Source organism: Saccharothrix sp. ST-888 (assembly GCF_000955975.1).
Lineage (GTDB): Bacteria > Actinomycetota > Actinomycetes > Streptomycetales > Streptomycetaceae > Kitasatospora.
Genome location: NZ_JYJF01000024.1, coordinates 26,388 through 45,984 on the forward strand (window position 1 = coordinate 26,388; position 19,597 = coordinate 45,984).

Annotated in this window: 18 protein-coding genes; 11 read left to right on the forward strand and 7 right to left on the reverse strand. The window is 72.3% G+C overall.

The features are described 5' to 3' along the window. The first annotated feature begins 115 nt into the window (after positions 1-115). The 4 genes from UK12_RS11295 (at position 116) to rny (ending at position 5,162) form a co-directional block, all read left to right on the forward strand. Positions 116-1,291: an AI-2E family transporter gene (locus UK12_RS11295; protein WP_045302453.1), complete on the forward strand. Its 1,176-nt coding sequence runs from the start codon at positions 116-118 to the stop codon at positions 1,289-1,291. A 148-nt stretch (positions 1,292-1,439) separates the two neighbouring features. Continuing rightward, entirely contained in the window at positions 1,440-2,555 is a 1,116-nt protein-coding gene (gene recA / locus UK12_RS11300) for a recombinase RecA (RefSeq protein ID WP_045302455.1), read from the forward strand. Between the two features lie 5 nt (positions 2,556-2,560). Further along, positions 2,561-3,445 carry a recombination regulator RecX gene (recX, locus tag UK12_RS37780; protein WP_231591148.1) on the forward strand — a complete coding sequence of 295 codons (885 nt, stop codon included), beginning with the start codon at positions 2,561-2,563 and terminating at the stop codon, positions 3,443-3,445. Between the two features lie 256 nt (positions 3,446-3,701). Beyond that, complete coding sequence (gene rny, locus UK12_RS11310; RefSeq protein WP_045302457.1) at positions 3,702-5,162, forward strand: ribonuclease Y; 1,461 nt, start codon at positions 3,702-3,704, stop codon at positions 5,160-5,162. 97 nt (positions 5,163-5,259) lie between these two features. On the opposite strand, the gene UK12_RS11315 is transcribed toward rny, so the two are convergent. The 5 genes from UK12_RS11315 to UK12_RS11335 all read right to left on the reverse strand — a co-directional run bounded on the left by UK12_RS11315 (position 5,260) and on the right by UK12_RS11335 (position 10,500). Continuing rightward, positions 5,260-6,945, reverse strand: a complete 1,686-nt coding sequence (locus UK12_RS11315; protein ID WP_045302460.1) for an FAD-dependent monooxygenase — start codon at positions 6,943-6,945, stop codon at positions 5,260-5,262. Positions 6,946-7,112: 167 nt separating this feature from the next. Beyond that, positions 7,113-7,949 (reverse strand): amino acid ABC transporter permease, encoded by an 837-nt coding sequence (locus UK12_RS11320; RefSeq protein WP_045302462.1) that lies wholly within the window; start codon positions 7,947-7,949, stop codon positions 7,113-7,115. Further along, entirely contained in the window at positions 7,946-8,596 is a 651-nt protein-coding gene (locus UK12_RS11325; protein ID WP_045302464.1) for an amino acid ABC transporter permease, read from the reverse strand. The genes UK12_RS11320 and UK12_RS11325 overlap by 4 nt, the downstream gene beginning before the upstream one ends. A gap of 66 nt (positions 8,597-8,662) precedes the next feature. Next, positions 8,663-9,577 (reverse strand): glutamate ABC transporter substrate-binding protein, encoded by a 915-nt coding sequence (locus UK12_RS11330; protein WP_045302466.1) that lies wholly within the window; start codon positions 9,575-9,577, stop codon positions 8,663-8,665. A 155-nt stretch (positions 9,578-9,732) separates the two neighbouring features. Further along, positions 9,733-10,500 carry an amino acid ABC transporter ATP-binding protein gene (locus UK12_RS11335; RefSeq protein WP_045302468.1) on the reverse strand — a complete coding sequence of 256 codons (768 nt, stop codon included), beginning with the start codon at positions 10,498-10,500 and terminating at the stop codon, positions 9,733-9,735. A 372-nt stretch (positions 10,501-10,872) separates the two neighbouring features. On the opposite strand from UK12_RS11335, the gene UK12_RS11340 reads away from it, so the two are divergent. Further along, complete coding sequence (locus tag UK12_RS11340; protein WP_045302470.1) at positions 10,873-11,613, forward strand: response regulator transcription factor; 741 nt, start codon at positions 10,873-10,875, stop codon at positions 11,611-11,613. A gap of 6 nt (positions 11,614-11,619) precedes the next feature. Beyond that, on the forward strand, positions 11,620-13,047 hold the full coding sequence (locus UK12_RS11345; protein WP_045302472.1) for a sensor histidine kinase: 1,428 nt from the start codon (positions 11,620-11,622) through the stop codon (positions 13,045-13,047). A 36-nt stretch (positions 13,048-13,083) separates the two neighbouring features. Here the strand turns inward: UK12_RS11345 and UK12_RS11350 are convergent, their stop codons facing one another. Beyond that, complete coding sequence (locus tag UK12_RS11350; RefSeq protein WP_045302474.1) at positions 13,084-14,094, reverse strand: TAXI family TRAP transporter solute-binding subunit; 1,011 nt, start codon at positions 14,092-14,094, stop codon at positions 13,084-13,086. 78 nt (positions 14,095-14,172) lie between these two features. On the opposite strand from UK12_RS11350, the gene miaB reads away from it, so the two are divergent. Both miaB and UK12_RS11360 read left to right on the forward strand, forming a co-directional pair. Next, a complete protein-coding gene (miaB, locus tag UK12_RS11355; RefSeq protein WP_082119509.1) occupies positions 14,173-15,672 on the forward strand; it encodes a tRNA (N6-isopentenyl adenosine(37)-C2)-methylthiotransferase MiaB in 1,500 nt (499 codons plus the stop codon). A gap of 96 nt (positions 15,673-15,768) precedes the next feature. Beyond that, complete coding sequence (locus tag UK12_RS11360; protein ID WP_045302516.1) at positions 15,769-16,467, forward strand: class III extradiol dioxygenase subunit B-like domain-containing protein; 699 nt, start codon at positions 15,769-15,771, stop codon at positions 16,465-16,467. Between the two features lie 44 nt (positions 16,468-16,511). On the opposite strand, the gene UK12_RS11365 is transcribed toward UK12_RS11360, so the two are convergent. Further along, positions 16,512-16,751 carry an antitoxin gene (locus UK12_RS11365; RefSeq protein ID WP_045302476.1) on the reverse strand — a complete coding sequence of 80 codons (240 nt, stop codon included), beginning with the start codon at positions 16,749-16,751 and terminating at the stop codon, positions 16,512-16,514. 127 nt (positions 16,752-16,878) lie between these two features. On the opposite strand from UK12_RS11365, the gene miaA reads away from it, so the two are divergent. The 3 genes from miaA (at position 16,879) to dapF (ending at position 19,551) form a co-directional block, all read left to right on the forward strand. After that, entirely contained in the window at positions 16,879-17,811 is a 933-nt protein-coding gene (gene miaA, locus UK12_RS11370) for a tRNA (adenosine(37)-N6)-dimethylallyltransferase MiaA (RefSeq protein WP_045302478.1), read from the forward strand. 257 nt (positions 17,812-18,068) lie between these two features. Continuing rightward, positions 18,069-18,557: a hypothetical protein gene (locus UK12_RS11375; RefSeq protein WP_045302479.1), complete on the forward strand. Its 489-nt coding sequence runs from the start codon at positions 18,069-18,071 to the stop codon at positions 18,555-18,557. Positions 18,558-18,645: 88 nt separating this feature from the next. Beyond that, on the forward strand, positions 18,646-19,551 hold the full coding sequence (gene dapF, locus UK12_RS11380; protein ID WP_045302517.1) for a diaminopimelate epimerase: 906 nt from the start codon (positions 18,646-18,648) through the stop codon (positions 19,549-19,551). Positions 19,552-19,597: the final 46 nt, after the last annotated feature.

Consider the following 19,597-nt stretch of genomic DNA (forward strand, 5'->3'; position numbering starts at 1 on the left):
GGCCATGGGTGAGACTGGGCGAGTGGTTAGTAGCGCAGAGAATCAGACCCCTGACCGGACCGCCTCCGACCAAGACTCTCCGCCCGCCCGCCGCGGTGCCCTGTGGGGCGAGGCGATGCCCCGCTGGCTGCCCAAGGCGATGATGCTGGCCCTGCTCCTGGTCGGCGCCTTCAAGTTCGCCGACTGGGCGTTCCACCAGCTCATCGACCTCTTCGTGATGCTGCTGGTGGCTTTCTTCCTGTCGCTCGCGATCGAGCCGGCGGTGGACCGGATGGCCGCCCGCGGCATACGCCGGGGGGTCGGCACCTTCCTGGTCTTCATCGGCCTGGCGGTCGCGGTCGCGGGCTTCCTCACCTCGCTCGGCACGCTGCTGGTTGATCAGGTGGCGAAGATCGCCGGCGATCTGCCGCATCTGGTCGACAACCTGATCGGCTGGATCAACCGGACGTTCCACCAGAACCTGTCGATGGATCAGCTCCAGCAGCGCGTGCTCAAGGACTCCGGGAGCATCGAGAAGTACGCCCAGCAGGCCGCGGACAACGTGTGGGGCCTGTCCAGCACGCTGATCGGCGGGCTGTTCCAGGCCTTCACCGTCGGCCTGTTCACCTTCTACCTCACCGCCGACGGACCCCGGGTGCGGCGGACCGTCTGCTCGCTGCTGCCGCCCGCCAAGCAGGCGGAGGTGCTGCGGGCCTGGGAGATCGCGCTGGCCAAGACCGGCGGCTACCTCTACTCCCGGGCCCTGCTGGCGGTCGCCTCGGCCATCGGGCACTGGGTCATGTTCGCGGCCCTCGGGCTTCCGTACGCGGTGGCGCTGGCGGTCTGGGTCGGGGTGATGTCGCAGTTCGTCCCGACCATCGGCACCTATCTGGCCGGGGCGCTGCCGGTGCTCGTCGCGCTCACCCTGAGGCCGGTGGACGCGCTCTGGGTGCTGGTCTTCGTCATCGTCTACCAGCAGATCGAGAACTACCTGCTGCACCCCAGGATCACCGCGAAGACGGTGGACGTGCACCCGGCGGTGGCCTTCGGCGCGGTGATCGCCGGGGCGGCGCTGCTGGGCGCGGTGGGTGCGCTGATCGCGATCCCGGCCGCCGCCACCCTGCAGGGCTTCGTCGGGACGTACGTCCGCCGGTACGAGGTCGCGACCGACCCGCGGATCGACCGCGGTGAGGAGCGCAGGCGGGCCGCCAGGGAGCGCAGACTGGAGACCGCGCGCCGGTTGCGGCGCCTGGTGAGCGGTGGCGGATCGGATGATTCCGCAGGTCAGAGCAGGGAGGACGAGAGCCGGTAGGCGCTTTCGTTCAATTCGAACATCTGTTCCCTATACTGTTCGGTGGCGAGTTTTCCACAGGCCGAGCCCGATCCGGGTCGATTGTCGGTGGGACGCGCTAGCGTCGAGACCGATGAAGCGCACAGCACAGAACCCGAGGGTGGAAGCCATGGCAGGTACGGACCGCGAGAAGGCTCTTGAGACCGCACTCGCCCAGATTGAGCGGCAGTTCGGCAAGGGCTCGGTGATGCGCCTGGGCGAGAAGGCCAACGAGCCGATCGACGTGATCCCCACCGGGTCCACGGCCCTCGACATCGCCCTCGGTGTCGGCGGTATCCCGCGCGGCCGGGTCGTCGAGATCTACGGTCCCGAGTCCTCCGGCAAGACCACGCTGACCCTGCACCTGGCGGCCAACGCCCAGCGCATGGGCGGCACGGTCGCGTTCGTGGACGCGGAGCACGCGCTCGACCCGGAGTACGCCAAGAAGCTCGGCGTGGACACCGACGCCCTGCTGGTCAGCCAGCCGGACACCGGTGAGCAGGCCCTGGAGATCACCGACATGCTGATCCGCTCCGGCGCGATCGACCTGGTGATCATCGACTCCGTCGCGGCGCTCGTCCCGCGCGCGGAGATCGAGGGCGAGATGGGCGACTCGCACGTCGGTCTGCAGGCCCGGCTGATGAGCCAGGCACTGCGCAAGATCGCCGGTGCGCTGAACCAGTCGAACACCACCGCGATCTTCATCAACCAGCTGCGCGAGAAGATCGGCGTGATGTTCGGCTCCCCGGAGACCACGACCGGTGGCCGGGCGCTGAAGTTCTACGCCTCGGTCCGGCTGGACATCCGCCGGATCGAGACCTTGAAGGACGGCACCGAGGCGGTCGGTAACCGCACCCGGGTCAAGGTGGTCAAGAACAAGGTGGCCGCCCCCTTCAAGCAGGCCGAGTTCGACATCCTCTACGGCATCGGCATCAGCCGCGAGGGCGGCCTGATCGACATGGGCGTCGAGCACGGCTTCATCCGCAAGTCGGGTGCCTGGTACACCTACGAGGGCGACCAGCTCGGCCAGGGCAAGGAGAACGCCCGCAACTTCCTGCGGGACAACCCGCAGCTGGCCGACGAGATCGAGAAGAAGATCAAGACGAAGCTGGGCATCGGTGTGAAGGCCGACGCCGAGGTCGACGCCGCCGGGCCGGCCGCCGAGGTCGAGGGCGCCGCCAAGCCGATCACCGCGACGGCGGCCAAGACGGCGGCGACGAAGAAGACCGCGGCCGCCAAGGCCTGAGTCTGGTGAGGTACGAGGAGGAGCGGTCGCCGGGCGCCGACCCCGGCGGCCCCGGTGATCCCGGTGATCATGGCCCACCGGACTGGTGGACGGGCAGCGCGGAGGAGGAGGCGCCGGGCGACCTGACGGAGCTCGGGGTGGTCCGGGCCTCCGAGCTGCCCACCGGGCGCCGTCGGCGGCGGACAGCCGTGGCCGCCGAGGGCCCGTCGGCCTTCGACGCCGCCCCCGACGAGCCCTTCCCCGACGGCCCGGCCCGGGAGCGGCGGCGCAGCACCCGGAGTGAGGGGCGCCGCGCAGCCGGCGAGGGGCACGGCGAGCGGGCGGAGCGGTCCGAACGGCGGGCGCGCCCGGCGAAGTCGGAACGCTCGGAGAAGCCGGCCCGGGAGGAGACCACCGATCCGGCGTCCCGGGCGCGGGACATCTGCCTGCGCCTGCTCACCGGCACCGCCAAGACCCGCAAACAGCTGGCCGACGCGCTGCGCAGACGGGAGATCCCGGACGAGGTCGCGGAGGAGGTGCTCGCACGGTACGAGGAGGTCGGCCTGATCGACGACGCGGCCTTCGCCGAGGCGTGGGTCGAGTCGCGGCACGCCGTCCGGGGCCTGTCCCGGCGGGCGCTGGCCCAGGAGCTCCGGACCAAGGGGGTGGCCGGTGACCTGGTCGAACAGGCGGTCGCCCAGCTGGACGAGGACGACGAGACGGCGGCCGCCCGCGCGCTGGTCGACCGGAAGCTGCGGTCCACCCGGGGGCTGGAGCGGGACACCCGGATGCGCCGGCTGGTCGGCATGCTGGCCCGACGCGGATACTCGGAGGGGCTGGCCTTCCGGGTGGTGCGGGACGCCCTGAGCGAGGAGGAGGCGGGGAACGGCGGCTCGGCGGCGGGCTGGTGACATCGATCGAGGTCAAGGTCGGTCAGGTCGCGGCCGCATCTTGACCGTTTCGTAACCCGCACCTAGCCTCGCAAGCAGTGAGGGATCACTTCGATCATGTCGCCTTCCCGGCAGATCCGTCGGCCGCAGTCCGCGGTTGCGTACGCCGGGCCGGGCGGCGCCGGTCGGAGTCGGATCGGTGCTGCTCACCGCCCTGCGACCCTCGGGCTCTCTCATCGCGGGAGCGGCCGAGTGCGCGGGGACGGGAGTGGAGCGGATGAAGCTCGCGACGGGTGTCGGGCCAGTGGCCGCCGTGCTGTCGGCAGGACTGCTCTGCCTGCTCCTCCTGTCCCTGGCCGCCACTCTGACGGTCCGTAGAGTGCGGATCGCCCGCTCCCGTGCCGTCGAGGAGGCGGAGCGGATCCGGACTTCGGCCGAGGGCCACGCGGCGCAGCTGCGCGCCGAGCTCGACCGCAGGGAGGAGCGGCTGACCGAGGAGCTTCGCCGCCTGCGTACGCAGGAGGAGCGACTGGCGCTTCGGTCCGCCGAGTTGGACCGGCGGAAGTCCGAAGTGCGGGCGCTGGAGGAGCAGTCCAGGAGCACGCTGGAGCGGACGGCCGGTCTGACGGAGGGGCAGGCCAGATCGGAGCTGGTGCGGACGATCGAGGCCGAGGCCAGGCGGGAAGCCGTCGTGGCCGTACGGGAGATCGAGCGGCGGGCGAAGGCGGAGGGGGAGCAGCGGGCCCGGGAGATCGTCGCCGGATCGATCCAGCGGCTGGCGGCCGAGCAGACCGCGGAGACCGTGGTCACCGCCTTCCGGTTGCCCAGCGAGGACTTGAAGGGCCGGATCATCGGGCGGGAGGGCCGCAACATCCGTGCGTTCGAGGCGGTCACCGGGGTCAACCTGATCGTGGACGACACCCCCGAGCTGGTCCAGCTCTCCTGCTTCGACCCGGTACGCCGGGAGACCGCCCGGCTGACCCTGGAGGCGCTGGTCGCGGACGGGCGGATCCACCCGGCCCGGATCGAGGAGGTCCACGGCCGCAGTCAGAACGAGGTCGAACGGCTCTGCCTGCGGGCCGGCGAGGACGCGCTGCTGTCCACCGGGCTCGGCGACATACACCCCGAACTGGTCCGGGTGCTGGGCAGGTTGCGCTACCGGACGTCCTACGGGCAGAACGTGCTCGGGCATCTGGTGGAGTCCGCGCACATCGCCGGGATGATGGCGGCCGAGCTGGGGGTGGACGTCGAGGTGGTGAAGCGGGCCGCGCTGCTGCACGACATCGGGAAGGCGATGACCCACGAGGTCGCGGGCAGCCATGCGGCGATCGGGGCCGAGCTCGCCCGTCGGCACGGTGAGGCGGACGAGGTGGTGCACGCGATAGCGGCGCACCACGGGGAGGTCGAGGCGCGGACGGTGGAGGCGGTGCTGACCCAGGCCGCCGACGCCTGCTCGGGCGGACGTCCGGGCGCTCGGCGGGAGTCGGTGGAGGCGTATGTGCGGCGGTTGGAGCGGTTGGAGGAGATCGCGGGGGCGCACGACGGGGTGGCGAAGGTGTTCGCCATGCAGGCGGGGCGGGAGGTGCGGGTGATGGTGCAGCCGGAGGTGGTGGACGACCTCGGCGCGCAGCTGATCGCCCGTGAGGTGGCCAGGCAGGTGGCGGAGGAGCTGACCTACCCGGGGCAGATCCGGATCACGGTGGTCCGGGAGAGCCGGGCGACGGAGTTCGCCCGCTGAACCCGTCCGGCGGGGGAGTCGGGGCGGCAAGGAACGTCCCGGACGGTGCCGCAGGGTTCCGGTGCCGTCGGCAGCCCCCGGCCGGTCGGTCGTCTTCCTAGTTCTCCGCGCCGGCCAGGGAGGGCGGTCCGCCGCGGGCGCGGTCGGCCAGGGCCTGGAGGTCGTCGGTGCGGCAGCCGTGGGTGGTGCCGACCAGGTGGCCGTCTGGGCGGATCAGCAGCACGGTGTGCGGTTCGGCGCCCGGGTACTCTTCGGTGACCAGCACCTCGGCGGGTACCGGCAGCGCGGCCGCGACTTCGGAGAGCTGGGGCATCAGCCCGGCGCTCAGCCAGTGCTGGGAGGCCCACACGGTGGTGCCGGGTGCCACCAGCAGCAGCAGGAACCCGGCGCCCAGCCGGGCCCGCAGCGAGTCGGCGGCCCCTTCGGTGGTGACCACGGGGACGTCGGGTACGAGGACGCCCGGCGCGGTCGCGGGCAGGTTCTCGCTGAGGGTGGCGCCCCGCCCGGCCCCGCGCTGCACCGGTACCCGGCCCGGGATGCCGGACGGTGCCGCCGGGTACGCGGGCGCCCCGCCGAAGCGGCCGGTGCCGAGCTGGCCGTCGGCGAGCAGCGGGGCGTGCTTGCGGAAGGAGCCGGTGAGCAGCGAGCGCCTGGTCTGCTGCCAGCCGCGCAGTGGCCGCAGCAGCGGCATGGCCTGGTCGACCGCGCGCAGTCGGGCGCCGACCGCGCCGCGCCGCTCGGCCTCGTACCCGTCGAGCAGGGAGCCGCCCGGCACCTCCCGCTGGCCTCCGGCCGGGGGCAGGTGCCAGGCGAGGGCGAGGCGCCAGGCGAGGTTGTCGGCGTCCCGGAGGCCGTCGACGAGGTTCTGCATGCCGAGCGCGCCGTGCAGATGGGCGGCGTCCCCGGCGAGGAAGCAGCGGCCGATCCGGAAGCGGGCGGCGAGGCGCTGCTGGTAGGTGTGGTCGGCGGCGGTGAGCAGCTCGTACGGGGGCAATTCGCCGCACCAGCCGGTGAGGGTGGACTTCACCCGGGAGAGCAGGGTGTCGCCGGTGACGATGCCGGGCCAGGTGGCGTGCGGGTCGACCGGTGTGGTGGGGGCCGGCCGGCCGGGGGGCAGCCGCCAGTCGAGCCGCCACAGGCCGTCGGGCAGCGGGCGGGCGGAGGCCTCGCGGTCGCCGCGCCACGGGGGTTCGCGGTGCAGCCGCGCCTCGCCGGCGAAGGGCAGGTCGACGCGGACGGTGGCGACGGCGTGCCGGTCCACCGCGGGGCGGCCGGGGAAGCGGATCTTGAGCAGTTTGCGGACGGTGGAGCGGGCGCCGTCGCAGCCGACGAGGTGGCTGCCGTGCCACCAGGTCTCGGTGCCGTCCTGGGTGTGCCGGGTGCGCACGCTGACGCCGTCCCGGTCCTGTTCGAGCTCCAGGACCCGGCTGAGCGGGGTGAGTTGGATCAGTGGGGTGGCGGTGACGGCGTCCCGCAGGCCGCGCTGCAGGCGGTGCTGGGGGAGGTGGAGCACCGGGTCGGCGTGCAGGTCCAGCCGCAGGACCTCGGAACGGCGGCGCCAGATACCGAGGGCGTCCCAGCGGGCGGCGTCGGAGGCGGCCCTGGTGTAGCCGAGGCGGGTGAGCAGGGCGGTGCTGTCGCTGCCGAGGACGACGCTGCGCGGGCCTTCCGGGCAGACGCCGGCACCTTCGTCCAGGACGATGCTGGGCACCTCGTGCCGGGCCAGGGCGAGCGCCAGCGCCAGGCCGACGGGACCGGCGCCGACCACGATCACGGGATCCACTTCGGGACCTCCGTCCCGCCCCGGGGCCCCGTGAGGGCTGCCGCGCGTGCCGGGACCTCCGGGCATACGGGGCGTACGCAGGACGCGGCCGATGCGGCGTCGGCTGCCGTGCAGGAGGTCCCGGGTCGTGTCACGAAGAGCAATGCAACAGATCACCTGGGTGTCCGTCAAGCAGCGACCGTTGTGCGCCGGTTCGCGCCGCGGCGCCCGCGCGCCTCGATCCACTTGGCCAGCGCCGTCAGTGCCAGGCACATGCCGATGTAGATCACACTCATCACGATGGTGACCGGGATGTAGGGGTAACCCGCGGGGGTGGAGGTGTTGCTGGCGATCAGCTTCCCGGCGTAGAGCAGCTCGGTGTAGGTGATCAGGAAGCCGAGCGAGGTGTCCTTGAGGGTCACCACCAGCTGGCCGATGATCGTCGGCAGCATCGAGCGGACGGCCTGCGGGACCAGGATGGTGAACAGCACCTGGGTCTTGCGCATGCCGAGCGCGTACGCGGCCTCGCCCTGGCCGCGCGGGACCGCGTTGACGCCACTGCGGATGATCTCGGCCTGGACGGCGCCGTTGTACAGCGTCAGTCCGGTGACCAGGGCCCAGAGCGGTGAGGTGGTGAACACCGAGTGGTACAGCGCGAAGATCATGATCAGCAGCGGCATCGCGCGGAAGAACTGCACGATCGCCGTGGCCACCGCGCGCACCGGTCGGTGGTCGGAGAGCCGCCCGGCCGCCAGCAGGGCGCCGAGCACGAGCGAGAAGCCCGCGGCCAGTCCGAAGGCGGTCAGGGTGTTCAGCAGGCCGTCGACGATCCGCTGCTGCACGGCCGTGTACTGGAACGGGTCCCACATCGCGGCGGTGAACTGCCCGGCGCCCGCCAGGCTGTCGTACGCGTACCAGAGCAGGCCCGCGATGCCGAGCACCGAGAGGAGGCCGAAGGCACGGTAGCGGGCCCTGGCCCGGGGGCCGGGGGCGTCGTAGAGGACGGTCGAGGTCGAGGCGCTCATCGGGCCACCGCCAGTCGGTTCTCCAGGAGACGGAAGAGCACGGCGACCACCGTGCTGATGAAGAGGTAGGCGGCGGCCAGCCAGAAGAAGATCGCGAAGATGTTGTAGCCGCGTTCGGTCAGGGTCTGCTGGGTGCTGAAGAGCTCCGAGACGCTGAACGCACCGGCGACCGCGGAGTTCCTCGGCAGCGCGATGAAGACGCTGCTCATCGGGCCGAGCACGGACCGGGCCGCCTGCGGCAGCACGATCAGGCCGAGTGTCTGGCCGAAGTTCATGCCCAGGCTGCGGGCGGCCTCGGCCTGCCCGAGCGGGACGGTGTTGATCCCCGAGCGCAGCACCTCGCAGACGAAGGAGGCGGTGTAGAGGCCGAGCGCGAGCACGGCGAAGACGAAGCTGGAGAAGTGGACGTCGAGCCGGGGAAGGCCGAAGGCCACCGCGAAGAACAGCAGCGTCAGCGGGGTGTTGCGGAAGACGTTGACCCAGACGGTGCCGAAGGCGCGGAGCGCCGGTACCGGGGAGACCCGGAAGGCCGCCAGCAGGGTGCCGATCAGCAACGCGAGCAGTGCGCTCAGCGCGCTGAGACCGACCGTCTGCAGAAAACCGGCGCGGAACAGCGCGAAGTTGCCGTCCTCGAAGAGTATGCCCATGCCGGCGGCCCTCCTCTCGATCAAAGGGGCGGTCAGGTGGTCAGAGACCAGCGGTCAGGAGGTGGCTCAGTAGCGGTCGAGGGCCGGGACGGCCGGGGCCGCGGCGCCGGACAGGCCGAGGGTGGCGTCGTAGGCCTTCTTCCAGTCGCCGTTGTCCTCGTGGGCCTTGAGCGCGTCGTCGATCGCGTTGCGCAGGACGGAGTCGTCCTTGGCCAGGCCCACGCCGTACGGCTCCTGGGTGAAGGGCTTGCCGACCACCTTGAGCTTGTCGGGGTTCTTGGCGGCGTAGCCCTTGAGGATCGCGTCGTCGGTGGTGACCGCGTCGACCTCACCGGTCATCAGCTTGTCCACGCACTGCGAGTAGGCCTCGTACTTGGTCACCTTGGCGCCGTACTTCTCGATGTTCTGGATCGAGGTGGAGCCCGTGACGGTGCAGACGGACTTGTCCTTGAGCGAGTCGGGACCGGTGATGTCCTTGTTGTCCTTCGACACCAGCAGGTCCTGGCCGGCCACCAGGTAGGGGCCGGCGAAGGAGACCTGCGCCTTGCGGCCGGGGTTGATGGTGTAGGTGCCGACGTAGTAGTCGATCTGGCCGCCGGAGATGGCGTTCTCGCGGTTGGCCGAGACGATCGTCTTCCACTCGATCTGGTCCGGGCCGAAGCCGAGGTCGGCGGCGACCATCTTGGCGATCTCGATGTCGAAGCCCGAGCGGGCACTGGCGCCGGAACCGGCCGAGAGGTCCTCGAAGCCGAGGAAGGGCTGGTCGGACTTGGCGCCGATGATCAGCCTGCCGCGCTTCTTGGCCTCGGCGAAGGCCTTCGAGCCGTCCAGCTTGACGTCGGTCTTCACCTGGTAGGTGGGAAGCTTCGGGGCGCCTGCGCCGGCTGCGGAGTCGCTCGGCGAACCGCTCTTTCCGCAGGCGGCGACGGCGGTCAGGGCGACGACCGACATGGCGGCGGCGATGGTGCGACGGGTCCTCATGAGGGTTTGCTCTCCTCGGTCTTGGCCACGGGTCAACCGGGCTGCTGGGGCTGGGAGTTCCTGGCGCGGTGCCCGCGCGCCACACCGGCGGGTGTGGGCACGCCCTCGGGCCCGGTTCCACCGGAATCGGGTACGACGCTAGATCAGTTGCGGTCTCAGTGGTGCAGGATCTTCGAAAGGAAGTCCTTGGCCCGGTCGCTGCGCGGTGCGGTGAAGAACGCCTCGGGGGTGTTCTGTTCGACGATCCGGCCGTCCGCCATGAACAGCACGCGGTTGGCCGCGGAGCGGGCGAAGCCCATCTCGTGCGTGACCACGACCATCGTCATGCCCTCGGCGGCGAGCGAACGCATCACCTCCAGCACCTCGTTGACCATCTCGGGGTCGAGGGCGGAGGTGGGCTCGTCGAAGAGCATCACCTTGGGCTTCATGGCCAGCGCGCGGGCGATCGCCACCCGCTGCTGCTGGCCGCCGGAGAGCTGGGCCGGGTACTTCTCCGCCTGGGCGCTCACCCCGACCCGCTCCAGCAGCTCGCGGGCGGTCTGCTCGGCCTCGCCCCGCGCTACGCCGCGGACCTTGACCTGGGCGAGCACCACGTTCTCCAGCACGGTCTTGTGTGCGAAGAGGTTGAAGCTCTGGAACACCATGCCGACCTCGGCCCGCAGCTTGGCCAGTTCCCGTCCTTCGGCGGGCAGCGGCCGGCCGTCGACGGTGATGGTGCCGGAGTCGATCGTCTCCAGCCGGTTGATCGTCCGGCACAGGGTCGACTTGCCGGACCCGGACGGGCCGATCAGCACCACCACCTCGCCCCGGGTGATCTCCAGGTCGATGTCCTGGAGCACGTGCAGCGCTCCGAAGTGCTTGTTGACGCCGCTCAGCACGACCAGGGGCGCGGGCCGGGAGTCGGTGCCGGTGGTCTCGGTCATCGCGCCGTGCTCCCTCTGATTCGACCCGGGGCGTCCCCCCGGGGCTGCGGTGCTGGTGCTGTGCTGTGGATGCCGGGGGCCGAGAGCCGGCGGAGCCCGACGGCCCCCGGTGGGGCAGACCCTAGAAGCGCCGACGATGTCATGTCAGCCGATCTGAGGGGAACTTGAGCATCACGATCCGGCCACGCATCATCCACGCAGTGGCCATGAGACGCCGCTCCGGGCGGGCGGCGCCGCTGTGAGCGGCCGTGCGCGAACGGTCGGACGACGACGGCCTGATGACAGGAAGCGGCGGACTCGACCATACTCCGCAAGGACCGGGCGGGACCCGGACCGCTCCCTCACAGGACAGACCACGGAAAGGAGGCAGAGGTGCGCCTGCTGCTCGTCGAGGACGACGAACGGGTCGCCGCCGCGCTGGTCGCCGTACTCGGCAGGCACGGATTCCAGGTCCGCCATGCCCGCAGCGGGCACGAGGCCCTGGACGCGCTGGTGCCCGACGGCAACGAGCCGTACCGGGTGGTCCTGCTCGACCTCGGGCTGCCCGACCGGGACGGTTTCGAGGTGTGCAGCCGGATCCGCGCGCACAGCGGCGTACCGGTGATCATGGTGACCGCGCGGGCCGACGTCCGCTCGCGGATCCACGGCCTCAACCTCGGTGCCGACGACTACATCACCAAGCCCTACGACATGGGCGAGCTGCTCGCCCGGATCCACGCGGTGGTCCGGCGCTGGCCGGCCGCCGGTGCCGGACCCGAGCCCGGCGACCAGCCGGCCCAGCCCGGCCCGCTGGAGTCGCGCGGCGTCTCGATCGACCGGGAGCGCCGCCGGGTCAGCGTGGACGGCCGCGACGTACCGCTCACCCGCAAGGAGTTCGACCTGCTGGCGCTGCTCGCGCAGAGCCCCGGCGTGGTCTACCGGCGCGAGCAGATCTTCAGCGAGGTCTGGCGCAGCGGCTGGGAGGGCAACGGCCGCACCCTCGAGGTGCACATCGGCTCGCTGCGCAACAAGCTCGGCCTGCCCGGACTGGTCGAGGCCGTCCGGGGCGTCGGCTACCGGCTGATCGCCGAGCAGCCCGCCACCGAGCGGCCCGCCACCGATCCGGGGCGCTGACCGCACGTGCGCAACCGTCTGCTCGGCATCCTGCTCTCCCTGATGGCCTGCGTGCTGGCGGCCCTCGGGGTGCCGCTGGCGGTCTTCATCGCGGCCGCCGAGCAGAGTGCGGTGGTGGTCGACCGGATCGACGACGCGGCCCGCTTCGCCCAGGACCTGCCCACCCAGGGCTACCTCGGCGTGGACACCGCGATCAAGGGAGCCCCCACGCCCGACCCGGGCGACGCGGGCCGCCGGAACGCGCTGGCCCAGGAGGCCGCGCGCTACCACGACCTGTACGGCATCAGCATCGGCATCTTCCAGCGCAGCGGCGCCGTCACGGCCAGTGCGCCGAACGGCTGGCGGGTGCCGGACGGCCGCGCCGGAACCCAGGCGTTCCAGGAGGCGCTGGACGGCCGGCGCAGCCACAACCCGCCGCAGGTCTGGCCCTGGACCCCGGAACGGACGCTCACCGTGGCCACCCCGGTGGTCCGGGACGGCGACGTGGTCGCCGTCGTGCTCACCGACTCGCCGACCGGGCCGCTGCGCGCCCGGATCCTGCACCGCTGGATGGTGCTCGGCGGGGGCGAGGCACTCGCCATGATCGTGGCCGTGCTGCTGGCGGTGCGGCTCACCCACTGGGTGCTGCGCCCGGTCCGCACCCTGGACCGGGCCACCGACGACATCGCCACCGGGCGGATGAACGCGCGGGTCGCCGCCAGCGCGGGGCCGCCCGAGCTCCGGCGGCTGGCGCGCTCGTTCAACCACATGGCGGACAACGTGCTGCTCGCCCTCGACCAGCAGCGGGCGTTCGTCGCGGACGCCTCGCACCAGCTGCGCAATCCGCTCGCCGCCCTGCTGCTGCGGGTCGAACTGCTCGGCATGGAACTGCCCGAGGGGCACGAGGAGGAACTCGGCGGAGTACGCGAGGAGGGTGCCAGGCTGGCCCGGGTGCTCGACGACCTGCTGGGCCTGGCGACCGCCGAGCACGCCCGGCCCGAGGCCGAACAGGTCGACCTCACCGCCCTGGCGCTCACCAGGATCGACGCCTGGCGGCCGGTCGCCGAGCAGCGCGGCCAGCAGCTGGACTGGGAGGGGCCAGCCACGGCGGTCGGCCTGGCGGATCCGATCGGGTTCGGCAGCGCGCTGGACGCGGTGCTCGACAACGCGCTCAAGTTCACCCCGGACGGCGGACGGATCACGCTGGGGATCGCGATGCACAAGCGCGAGGTCGCCGTGACCGTCACCGACGCCGGGCCGGGACTCACCGAGGAGGAGCTCGCCAGGATCGGCGACCGCTTCTGGCGCAGCCCCAGGCACCAGAACATCGACGGCTCCGGTCTCGGCCTCTCGATCGCCCGGACCCTGCTGCTGGCAGCCGGCGGCTCGCTCGACTTCGCCCCGGTCGAGCCCACCGGCCTCGCGGTGACGCTCACCGTGCCCCGCCCGCGCTGAGCACCCGGTGCCCCGGCCGGAGCCGCCGGCGGTCCCTCAGGGTTTGACCGAGGTGTAGTAGCGGCGGGCGCCCTCGTGCAGCGCGAGGGGGTCGGTGTAGACGGCGGTGCGCAGGTCGACCAGCTGGGCGGCGTGCACCTTGGCGCCGATCACGTCCCGGCTGTCGATCACCGCCCTGGTCAGGTCCTCCACCAGGCGCGGATCGACGTCGTCCCGGGTCACCAGGAGGTTGGGCACCGCGAGCGTGGGCACCGCCGTGTCGCTGTTCTGCGCCTTGGGGTAGGCGTCGGGCGGAATGGTCGCGGCCCGGTAGGCGTCGGTGCCGCCGCCCTCCTGCTGGTGCACCGACTCGGCCAGGTCGCCGAGCGGCACGATCCGGATCGGGAACTGCTCGGACAGGTCGGTGAGTGCGGACGTCGGCAGCCCGCCGGACCAGAAGAAGGCGTCCAGCCGGCCCGCCTTCAGCTGGTCGGCGGCGTCGCCGACACCGAGCATGGCCGGCTGGATGTCGTGGTCCGGGTCGAGCCCGGCGCCGGTCAGCAGCCGCTGGGTCACCAGGTTCACGCCGGACAGGCTCTGGCCGACGCCCACCCGCAGTCCGCGCAGGTCCGCCGCCCGGTGCACCGGTGAGCTCGCCGGGACGACCAGTTGCAGGTAGTCGTCGTACAGCCGGGCGATGCCCCGCAGCCGGGACTTCTGCGGGCCCTGGTAGTCGGCGACGGCGTCGGCGGTCGCTATGGCGAAGGCGTCCCGGCCGGAGAGCACCCGCTCCAGGTTGTCGATCGATCCCTCGGAGTTGTCCAGCCGCAGCTTCAGGGCGGGCAGGTGCTGGCCCAGGTAGTCGCGCAGCAGCACCCCGTAGCGGTCGTAGACCCCGCGCGATACGCCGGTGGCGAACCCGGTCCGGCCGCCCGGGTAGCCGGTGGTGTCCGAGGTGTGCAGCCACCAGCCGGTGAACGCGCCGACCACCAGCAGCAGCGCGGCGGCCACCCGGCCGAGCCGGCTGCGGGCCACCACGCGCAGCACGGTGCCCGGCGCGAAAGTCATGCGGGGGATCCTGCCAGGCGCAGGCCATGATCGGGAGAGGGTCACACGGGTGGACTGCGGTCTCGTACGCTTGGGTCCGTGGGTACGAGCCAGGATTCCAAGAGCTACAAGGTCGTCACGTACGGCTGCCAGATGAACGTCCACGACTCCGAGCGCCTCGCCGGGCTGCTGGAGGACGCCGGATACGTGAAGGCCGAGCAGGGTGGTGACGACCCCGACCTGGTGGTCTTCAACACCTGTGCGGTGCGGGAGAACGCCGACAACAAGCTGTACGGCAACCTCGGCCAGCTCGCGCCCGTCAAGAGCCGCCACCAGGGCATGCAGATCGCCGTCGGCGGCTGCCTGGCGCAGAAGGACCGCGACACCATCGTGCGGAAGGCACCCTGGGTCGACGTGGTCTTCGGCACCCACAACATCGGCCACCTGCCCGCGCTGCTGGAGCGTGCCGCCGTCGAGCGCAAGGCCCAGGTCGAGATCCTGGAGTCGCTGGAGACCTTCCCCTCCACGCTGCCCACCCGCCGCGAGTCCGCCTACGCGGCCTGGGTGGCCATCTCGGTCGGCTGCAACAACACCTGCACCTTCTGCATCGTCCCCGCGCTGCGCGGCAAGGAGGAGGACCGCCGTCCCGGCGACATCCTCGCCGAGATCGAGGCGCTGGTCGCCGAGGGCGTCGTCGAGGTCACCCTGCTCGGCCAGAACGTCAACGCGTACGGCTCCGACCTGGGCGACCGCGAGGCGTTCTCCAAGCTGCTGCGCGCCTGCGGGCAGATCGAGGGCCTGGAGCGGGTGAGGTTCACCTCGCCGCACCCGCGCGACTTCACCGACGACGTGATCGCCGCGATGGCCGAGACCCCGAACGTGATGCACCAGCTGCACATGCCGCTGCAGTCCGGCTCGGACACCGTGCTGAAGGCGATGCGCCGCTCGTACCGGCAGGAGCGCTTCCTCAGGATCATCCGGAAGGTCCGCGAGGCGATGCCGGACGCCGCCATCTCGACCGACATCATCGTGGGCTTCCCCGGCGAGACCGAGGAGGACTTCGAGCAGACCATGCACACGGTCCGCGAGGCCCGTTTCACCAACGCCTTCACCTTCCAGTACTCCAAGCGGCCCGGGACCCCGGCCGCCGAGATGGCGAACCAGATCCCCAAGGCCGTGGTGCAGGCGCGCTACGACCGGCTGATCGCGCTCCAGGAGGAGATCTCCTGGGAGGAGAACAAGAAGCAGGTCGGCCGCACCCTGGAGATCCTGGTCGCCGAGGGCGAGGGCAAGAAGGACGACCGCACCGACCGGCTCTCCGGCCGCGCCCCCGACAACCGGCTGGTCCACTTCACCCGGCCTGCGGAGCCCGTACGGCCCGGTGACATGGTGACCGTCGAGATCACCTACGCCGCTCCGCACCACCTGCTCGCCGAGGGGCCCACGCTGGCCGTGCGGCGGACCCGGGCGGGCGACGCGTGGGAGAAGCGGCAGGCCGCCCCGGCCGGGAAGCCGGCCGGCGTGATGCTCGGCCTGCCCACGATCGGTGCGCCCGCGCCGCAGGCCGCCGCGCCGAGCAACGGGTGCAGCACCTGCTGACGCCCTGATCCCCGCCGCCCGCGCAGCGCCCCGCCCCCCGGGGCCGCTGCGCGGGCGGCGGGGATCCTGGCGGGCGGCGCGGTTAGAGTGATCGACATGCTGGTTGCCGCCGCCGTCTGCCCCTGCCCCCCGCTGCTCGTTCCGGAGGTGGCCGCCGGGGCCGCACCCGAACTGGAGTCGCTGCGCACCGCCTGTGCGGAGGCGGTCCGGGAACTGCTCGACTCGGGTGCCGAACTGATCGTGGTGGTCGGCACCGGGCCGCAGGCCGAGGTGTGGACCGAGGGCGGCGCGGGGTCCTTCCGCCGCTACGGCGTCGACCTGGCGGTCCGGCTGCCCTCCGGCGGTGTCGAGGGGCCGCAGCTCGCCCCCTCGCTCACCCTCGGCGCCTGGCTGCTGACCGAAGCCCGCGCCGGCCTGCCCACGCACGCCTGTGCGGTGCCCACCGACGCGCCGCCCGCGCGGATGCTCGGTCTGGGCAAGGGCCTGGCCGAGCTCGCCGACCGGGTCGGCCTGCTGGTGCTGGGCGACGGCAGCGCCTGCCGCTCGGTCAAGGCACCCGGCTACCTGGACGAGCGGGCCGAGGACTTCGACGCGGCCTGCGCCCGAGCCCTGGGCGCCGCCGACACCGAGGCGCTCGCCGCCCTCGACCCCGTGCTCGCGGCCGAGCTGCTGGCCGACGGCCGCGCCCCCTGGCAGGTCCTGGCGGGAGCAGCCCAAGGCGCGGGCCTCGGCGGGCGACTGCGCTACGCCGAGGCCCCGTACGGGGTCGGCTACTACGTGGCCAGCTGGCGCTGACCCCCCCACACCCCGGCGCCCGCGCCCGGCGCCCGGGGAGCGGGTCAGTGGGCCGGCGGCTGGTCCTCGTCCTTGGGCTTGGTGGCGAAGCCGTCCACGGCCTCCTTGGTCTTGGCCGTGCCGTGCTCGATCTTGTCCGTGTACTTGTGCTTGGTCGCCTTGTCCACGGCGTGGCCGGCCTTCTCCACCACCTCGTCGATCTTCTCGTTGTGCTTGCCCGCGAGCTCGCTGGCCTTCTCCTTGAGCTCCTCGGCCTTGCCCTTGAGGTTGTCCATCAGGCCCATGGCAGTCTCGCTCTCCTCGTGCTCGGCTGTTCCGAAAGGTTCAACGCCGGGAACACCCTCATTGTTCTCCGAAGCGTTCGCCAGTACCGCCGGACGGTGTCGCCCCCGACTTTGCGAGACTGGAGCCGTGAGTAGCTCCCGTGTCACCCCGCTCCGTGTCGTCTCCGTGGTCGGTGCGACCGCCGCCGGAAAGTCCGACCTGGCGGTCGCCATCGCCCGCAGCCTCGGCGGCGAGGTGATCAACACCGACTCCATGCAGCTGTACCGGGGAATGGACATCGGCACCGCCAAGCTCACCGAGGCCGAGCGCGGCGGCATCCCGCACCACCTGCTGGACATCTGGGACGTCACTCAGGCCGCCAGCGTCGCCGAGTACCAGCGCCTCGCCCGGGCCGAGATCGACCGGCTGCTCGCGGCCGGGCGGACCCCGGTCCTGGTCGGCGGCTCCGGCCTGTACGTCCGGGCGGCGATCGACGAGATGGAGTTCCCGGGCACCGACGCCGGGGTGCGGGCCCGGTTGGAGGAGGAGCTGGCGGAGTCCGGATCCGGTGTGCTGCACGGCCGGCTCGCCGGCCTCGACCCGGCCGCCGCCGAGGCGATCCTGCCGAGCAACGGCCGCCGGATCGTCCGGGCGCTGGAGGTCATCGAGATCACCGGCCGCCCGTTCACGGCCAACCTGCCGGGTCACCACTCGGTGTACGAGACGGTCCAGATCGGCGTCCGGGTGCCGCGTCCCGAGCTGGACGAGCGGATCGAGCTGCGGGTCGACCGGATGTGGGCGGCGGGACTCCTCGACGAAGTCAGGGCACTGGAGAAGCTCGGTCTGCGCGAGGGCCGGACGGCCGGCCGGGCGCTGGGCTACCAGCAGGTGCTCGACCACTTCGCGGGTGAGTGCACCGAGGACGAGGCGCGCGCCGAGACGGTCCGGGCGACCAGGCGGTTCGCCCGCCGCCAGGAGTCCTGGTTCCGCCGGGACGACCGGATCCACTGGCTGGACCGGCCCGCCGGGGCGGACCCGGTCGAGCTGCTCGGACGGTCGCTGGAACTGATCGCGGGCTGAGCCGGGAACCGCCGCTGACCTGATTCGGCCTCAGACCGGGTCGATTCCGGCCATTGGGCGATGCACCTGCATGTGCATGGCGAACCGGCGGTTACGGCCGCATCACGTCCTGGCCACGGATCACCCGCCGAACCCTCGGGACGCCCTGTGGCAATCCCCGGACATGCCATCATCGAGAGCATCTGAGGTCAGTCACGCTGGCCGACCTCACCGTTCACGAGTCCCCGAGCTCGTGTCGAACCGTCAGGGGAGGCGGCGTGTCGCCGGGTACCGGCCCCGAGATCGAGCAGCTGCCGAACGGCGCCGACGAGAGCGCCGAGATCACGCTGCCCGAACTGGCCGTGCCGACCACCTCGTACGCCGTCGCCCTGCCCGCGATCACGGACCTGGCGGCGCCCGGTGTGGTGCACGAGCGGGAGATCCGGCCCCGGCGCAGGCTGCGCTGGTGGCAGATCCTGCCGATCGTCCTGGTCGCCACCCTCGGCTCGCTGATGTTCGCCTTCCCGCTCGCCTTCGGTTCGAGCGACAGCGCCTCGGCCATGATCGGGATGCTCGGTCTGCTGCTCACCGCCGCCTCGGTCGGCTGGGGTGCGATGGCGGCCAGGGTCGCCGGGTACAAGTGGCCCGGACTGCCGCGCCGGGGCACCGGCCGGCGGGCCAGCCGCCGGGCCATCGCGGTCTACACCCTGGTCGCGGTCGTCTCGGTGGTGCTGGCGGTCTGGCGGGTCGTCCACCTCAGCGGCTGAGGCCCCGGTGGGCCCCCGGGCCCGGGCGAGCCGCTCGCAGGCCGGACGGGGTGACCGGGGCGTGCGACCGGTCAGTACCATCGGCACTGTGAGTGCTTCCGCTACCGTGACGGGCCTGCCCTTCCTCAAGGGCCACGGGACCCAGAACGACTTCGTGATCGTCCCCGACCCGGACGGCCTGCTGGACCTCGGTCCGGCCGTGGTCGCCCGGCTGTGCGACCGCCGGGCCGGCATCGGCGGTGACGGGCTGCTGCGGGTGGTGCGCTCCGCGGCCGACCCGGCCGCCGCCGGGCAGGCCGACCGGGCCGAGTGGTTCATGGACTACCGCAACTCCGACGGTTCGATCGCCGAGATGTGCGGCAACGGGGTGCGGGTCTTCGCGCGCTACCTGGTCCACGCCGGGCTGGCCGAGCCGGGGCCGCTGGCGGTCGCGACCCGGGCCGGGGTGCGGCAGGTGGTGATCGCCGAGGACGCCGCCGACGGCACGCCCGGCGAGGTCACCGTGGACATGGGCCGGGTGCGGCTGCCCGGCCCCGACGGGATCGAGGTCGCGGTCGGCGGCCGCAGCTGGCCCGCCCTGAACGTGAACATGGGCAACCCGCACGCGGTCGCCTTCGTCGCCGACCTCGACCAGGCGGGCGATCTGCTGGCGGCGCCGCGCACCACGCCCGAGGGTGCGTACCCCGAGGGCGTCAACGTCGAGTTCGTGGTGGACCGCGGGCCGAAGCACGTCGCCATGCGGGTGCACGAGCGGGGCTCGGGCGAGACGCGGTCCTGCGGTACCGGCGCCTGCGCCGTCGCGGTCGCCGCGGCGCGGCGGGACGGGCTGGACCCGGCGCTGACCGGCGAGGCGGTCACCTACACCGTGGATGTGCTGGGCGGACGCCTGATGATCACCGAGCACCCGGACGGCCGGGTCGAGAAGACCGGACCGGCGGAGATCGTCGCCAGCGGCACGATCGACCCGGCCTGGCTGGGCGACCTGCCGGGCTGATCGCCGTGTGCCTGAGGCGGTGAGCGCTTGCTCGCCGGAGCGAGTG

Coding starts and splice junctions, on each gene's coding strand:
- UK12_RS11295 (WP_045302453.1), top strand. CDS start 116: ATGCCCCGCTGGCTGCCCAAGGCGATGATGCTGGCCCTGCTCCTGGTC.
- recA (WP_045302455.1), top strand. CDS start 1,440: ATGGCAGGTACGGACCGCGAGAAGGCTCTTGAGACCGCACTCGCCCAG.
- rny (WP_045302457.1), top strand. CDS start 3,702: ATGAAGCTCGCGACGGGTGTCGGGCCAGTGGCCGCCGTGCTGTCGGCA.
- UK12_RS11320 (WP_045302462.1), bottom strand. CDS start 7,949: ATGAGCGCCTCGACCTCGACCGTCCTCTACGACGCCCCCGGCCCCCGG.
- UK12_RS11325 (WP_045302464.1), bottom strand. CDS start 8,596: ATGGGCATACTCTTCGAGGACGGCAACTTCGCGCTGTTCCGCGCCGGT.
- UK12_RS11330 (WP_045302466.1), bottom strand. CDS start 9,577: ATGAGGACCCGTCGCACCATCGCCGCCGCCATGTCGGTCGTCGCCCTG.
- UK12_RS11335 (WP_045302468.1), bottom strand. CDS start 10,500: ATGACCGAGACCACCGGCACCGACTCCCGGCCCGCGCCCCTGGTCGTG.
- UK12_RS11350 (WP_045302474.1), bottom strand. CDS start 14,094: ATGACTTTCGCGCCGGGCACCGTGCTGCGCGTGGTGGCCCGCAGCCGG.
- UK12_RS11360 (WP_045302516.1), top strand. CDS start 15,769: ATGCTGGTTGCCGCCGCCGTCTGCCCCTGCCCCCCGCTGCTCGTTCCG.
- UK12_RS11365 (WP_045302476.1), bottom strand. CDS start 16,751: ATGGGCCTGATGGACAACCTCAAGGGCAAGGCCGAGGAGCTCAAGGAG.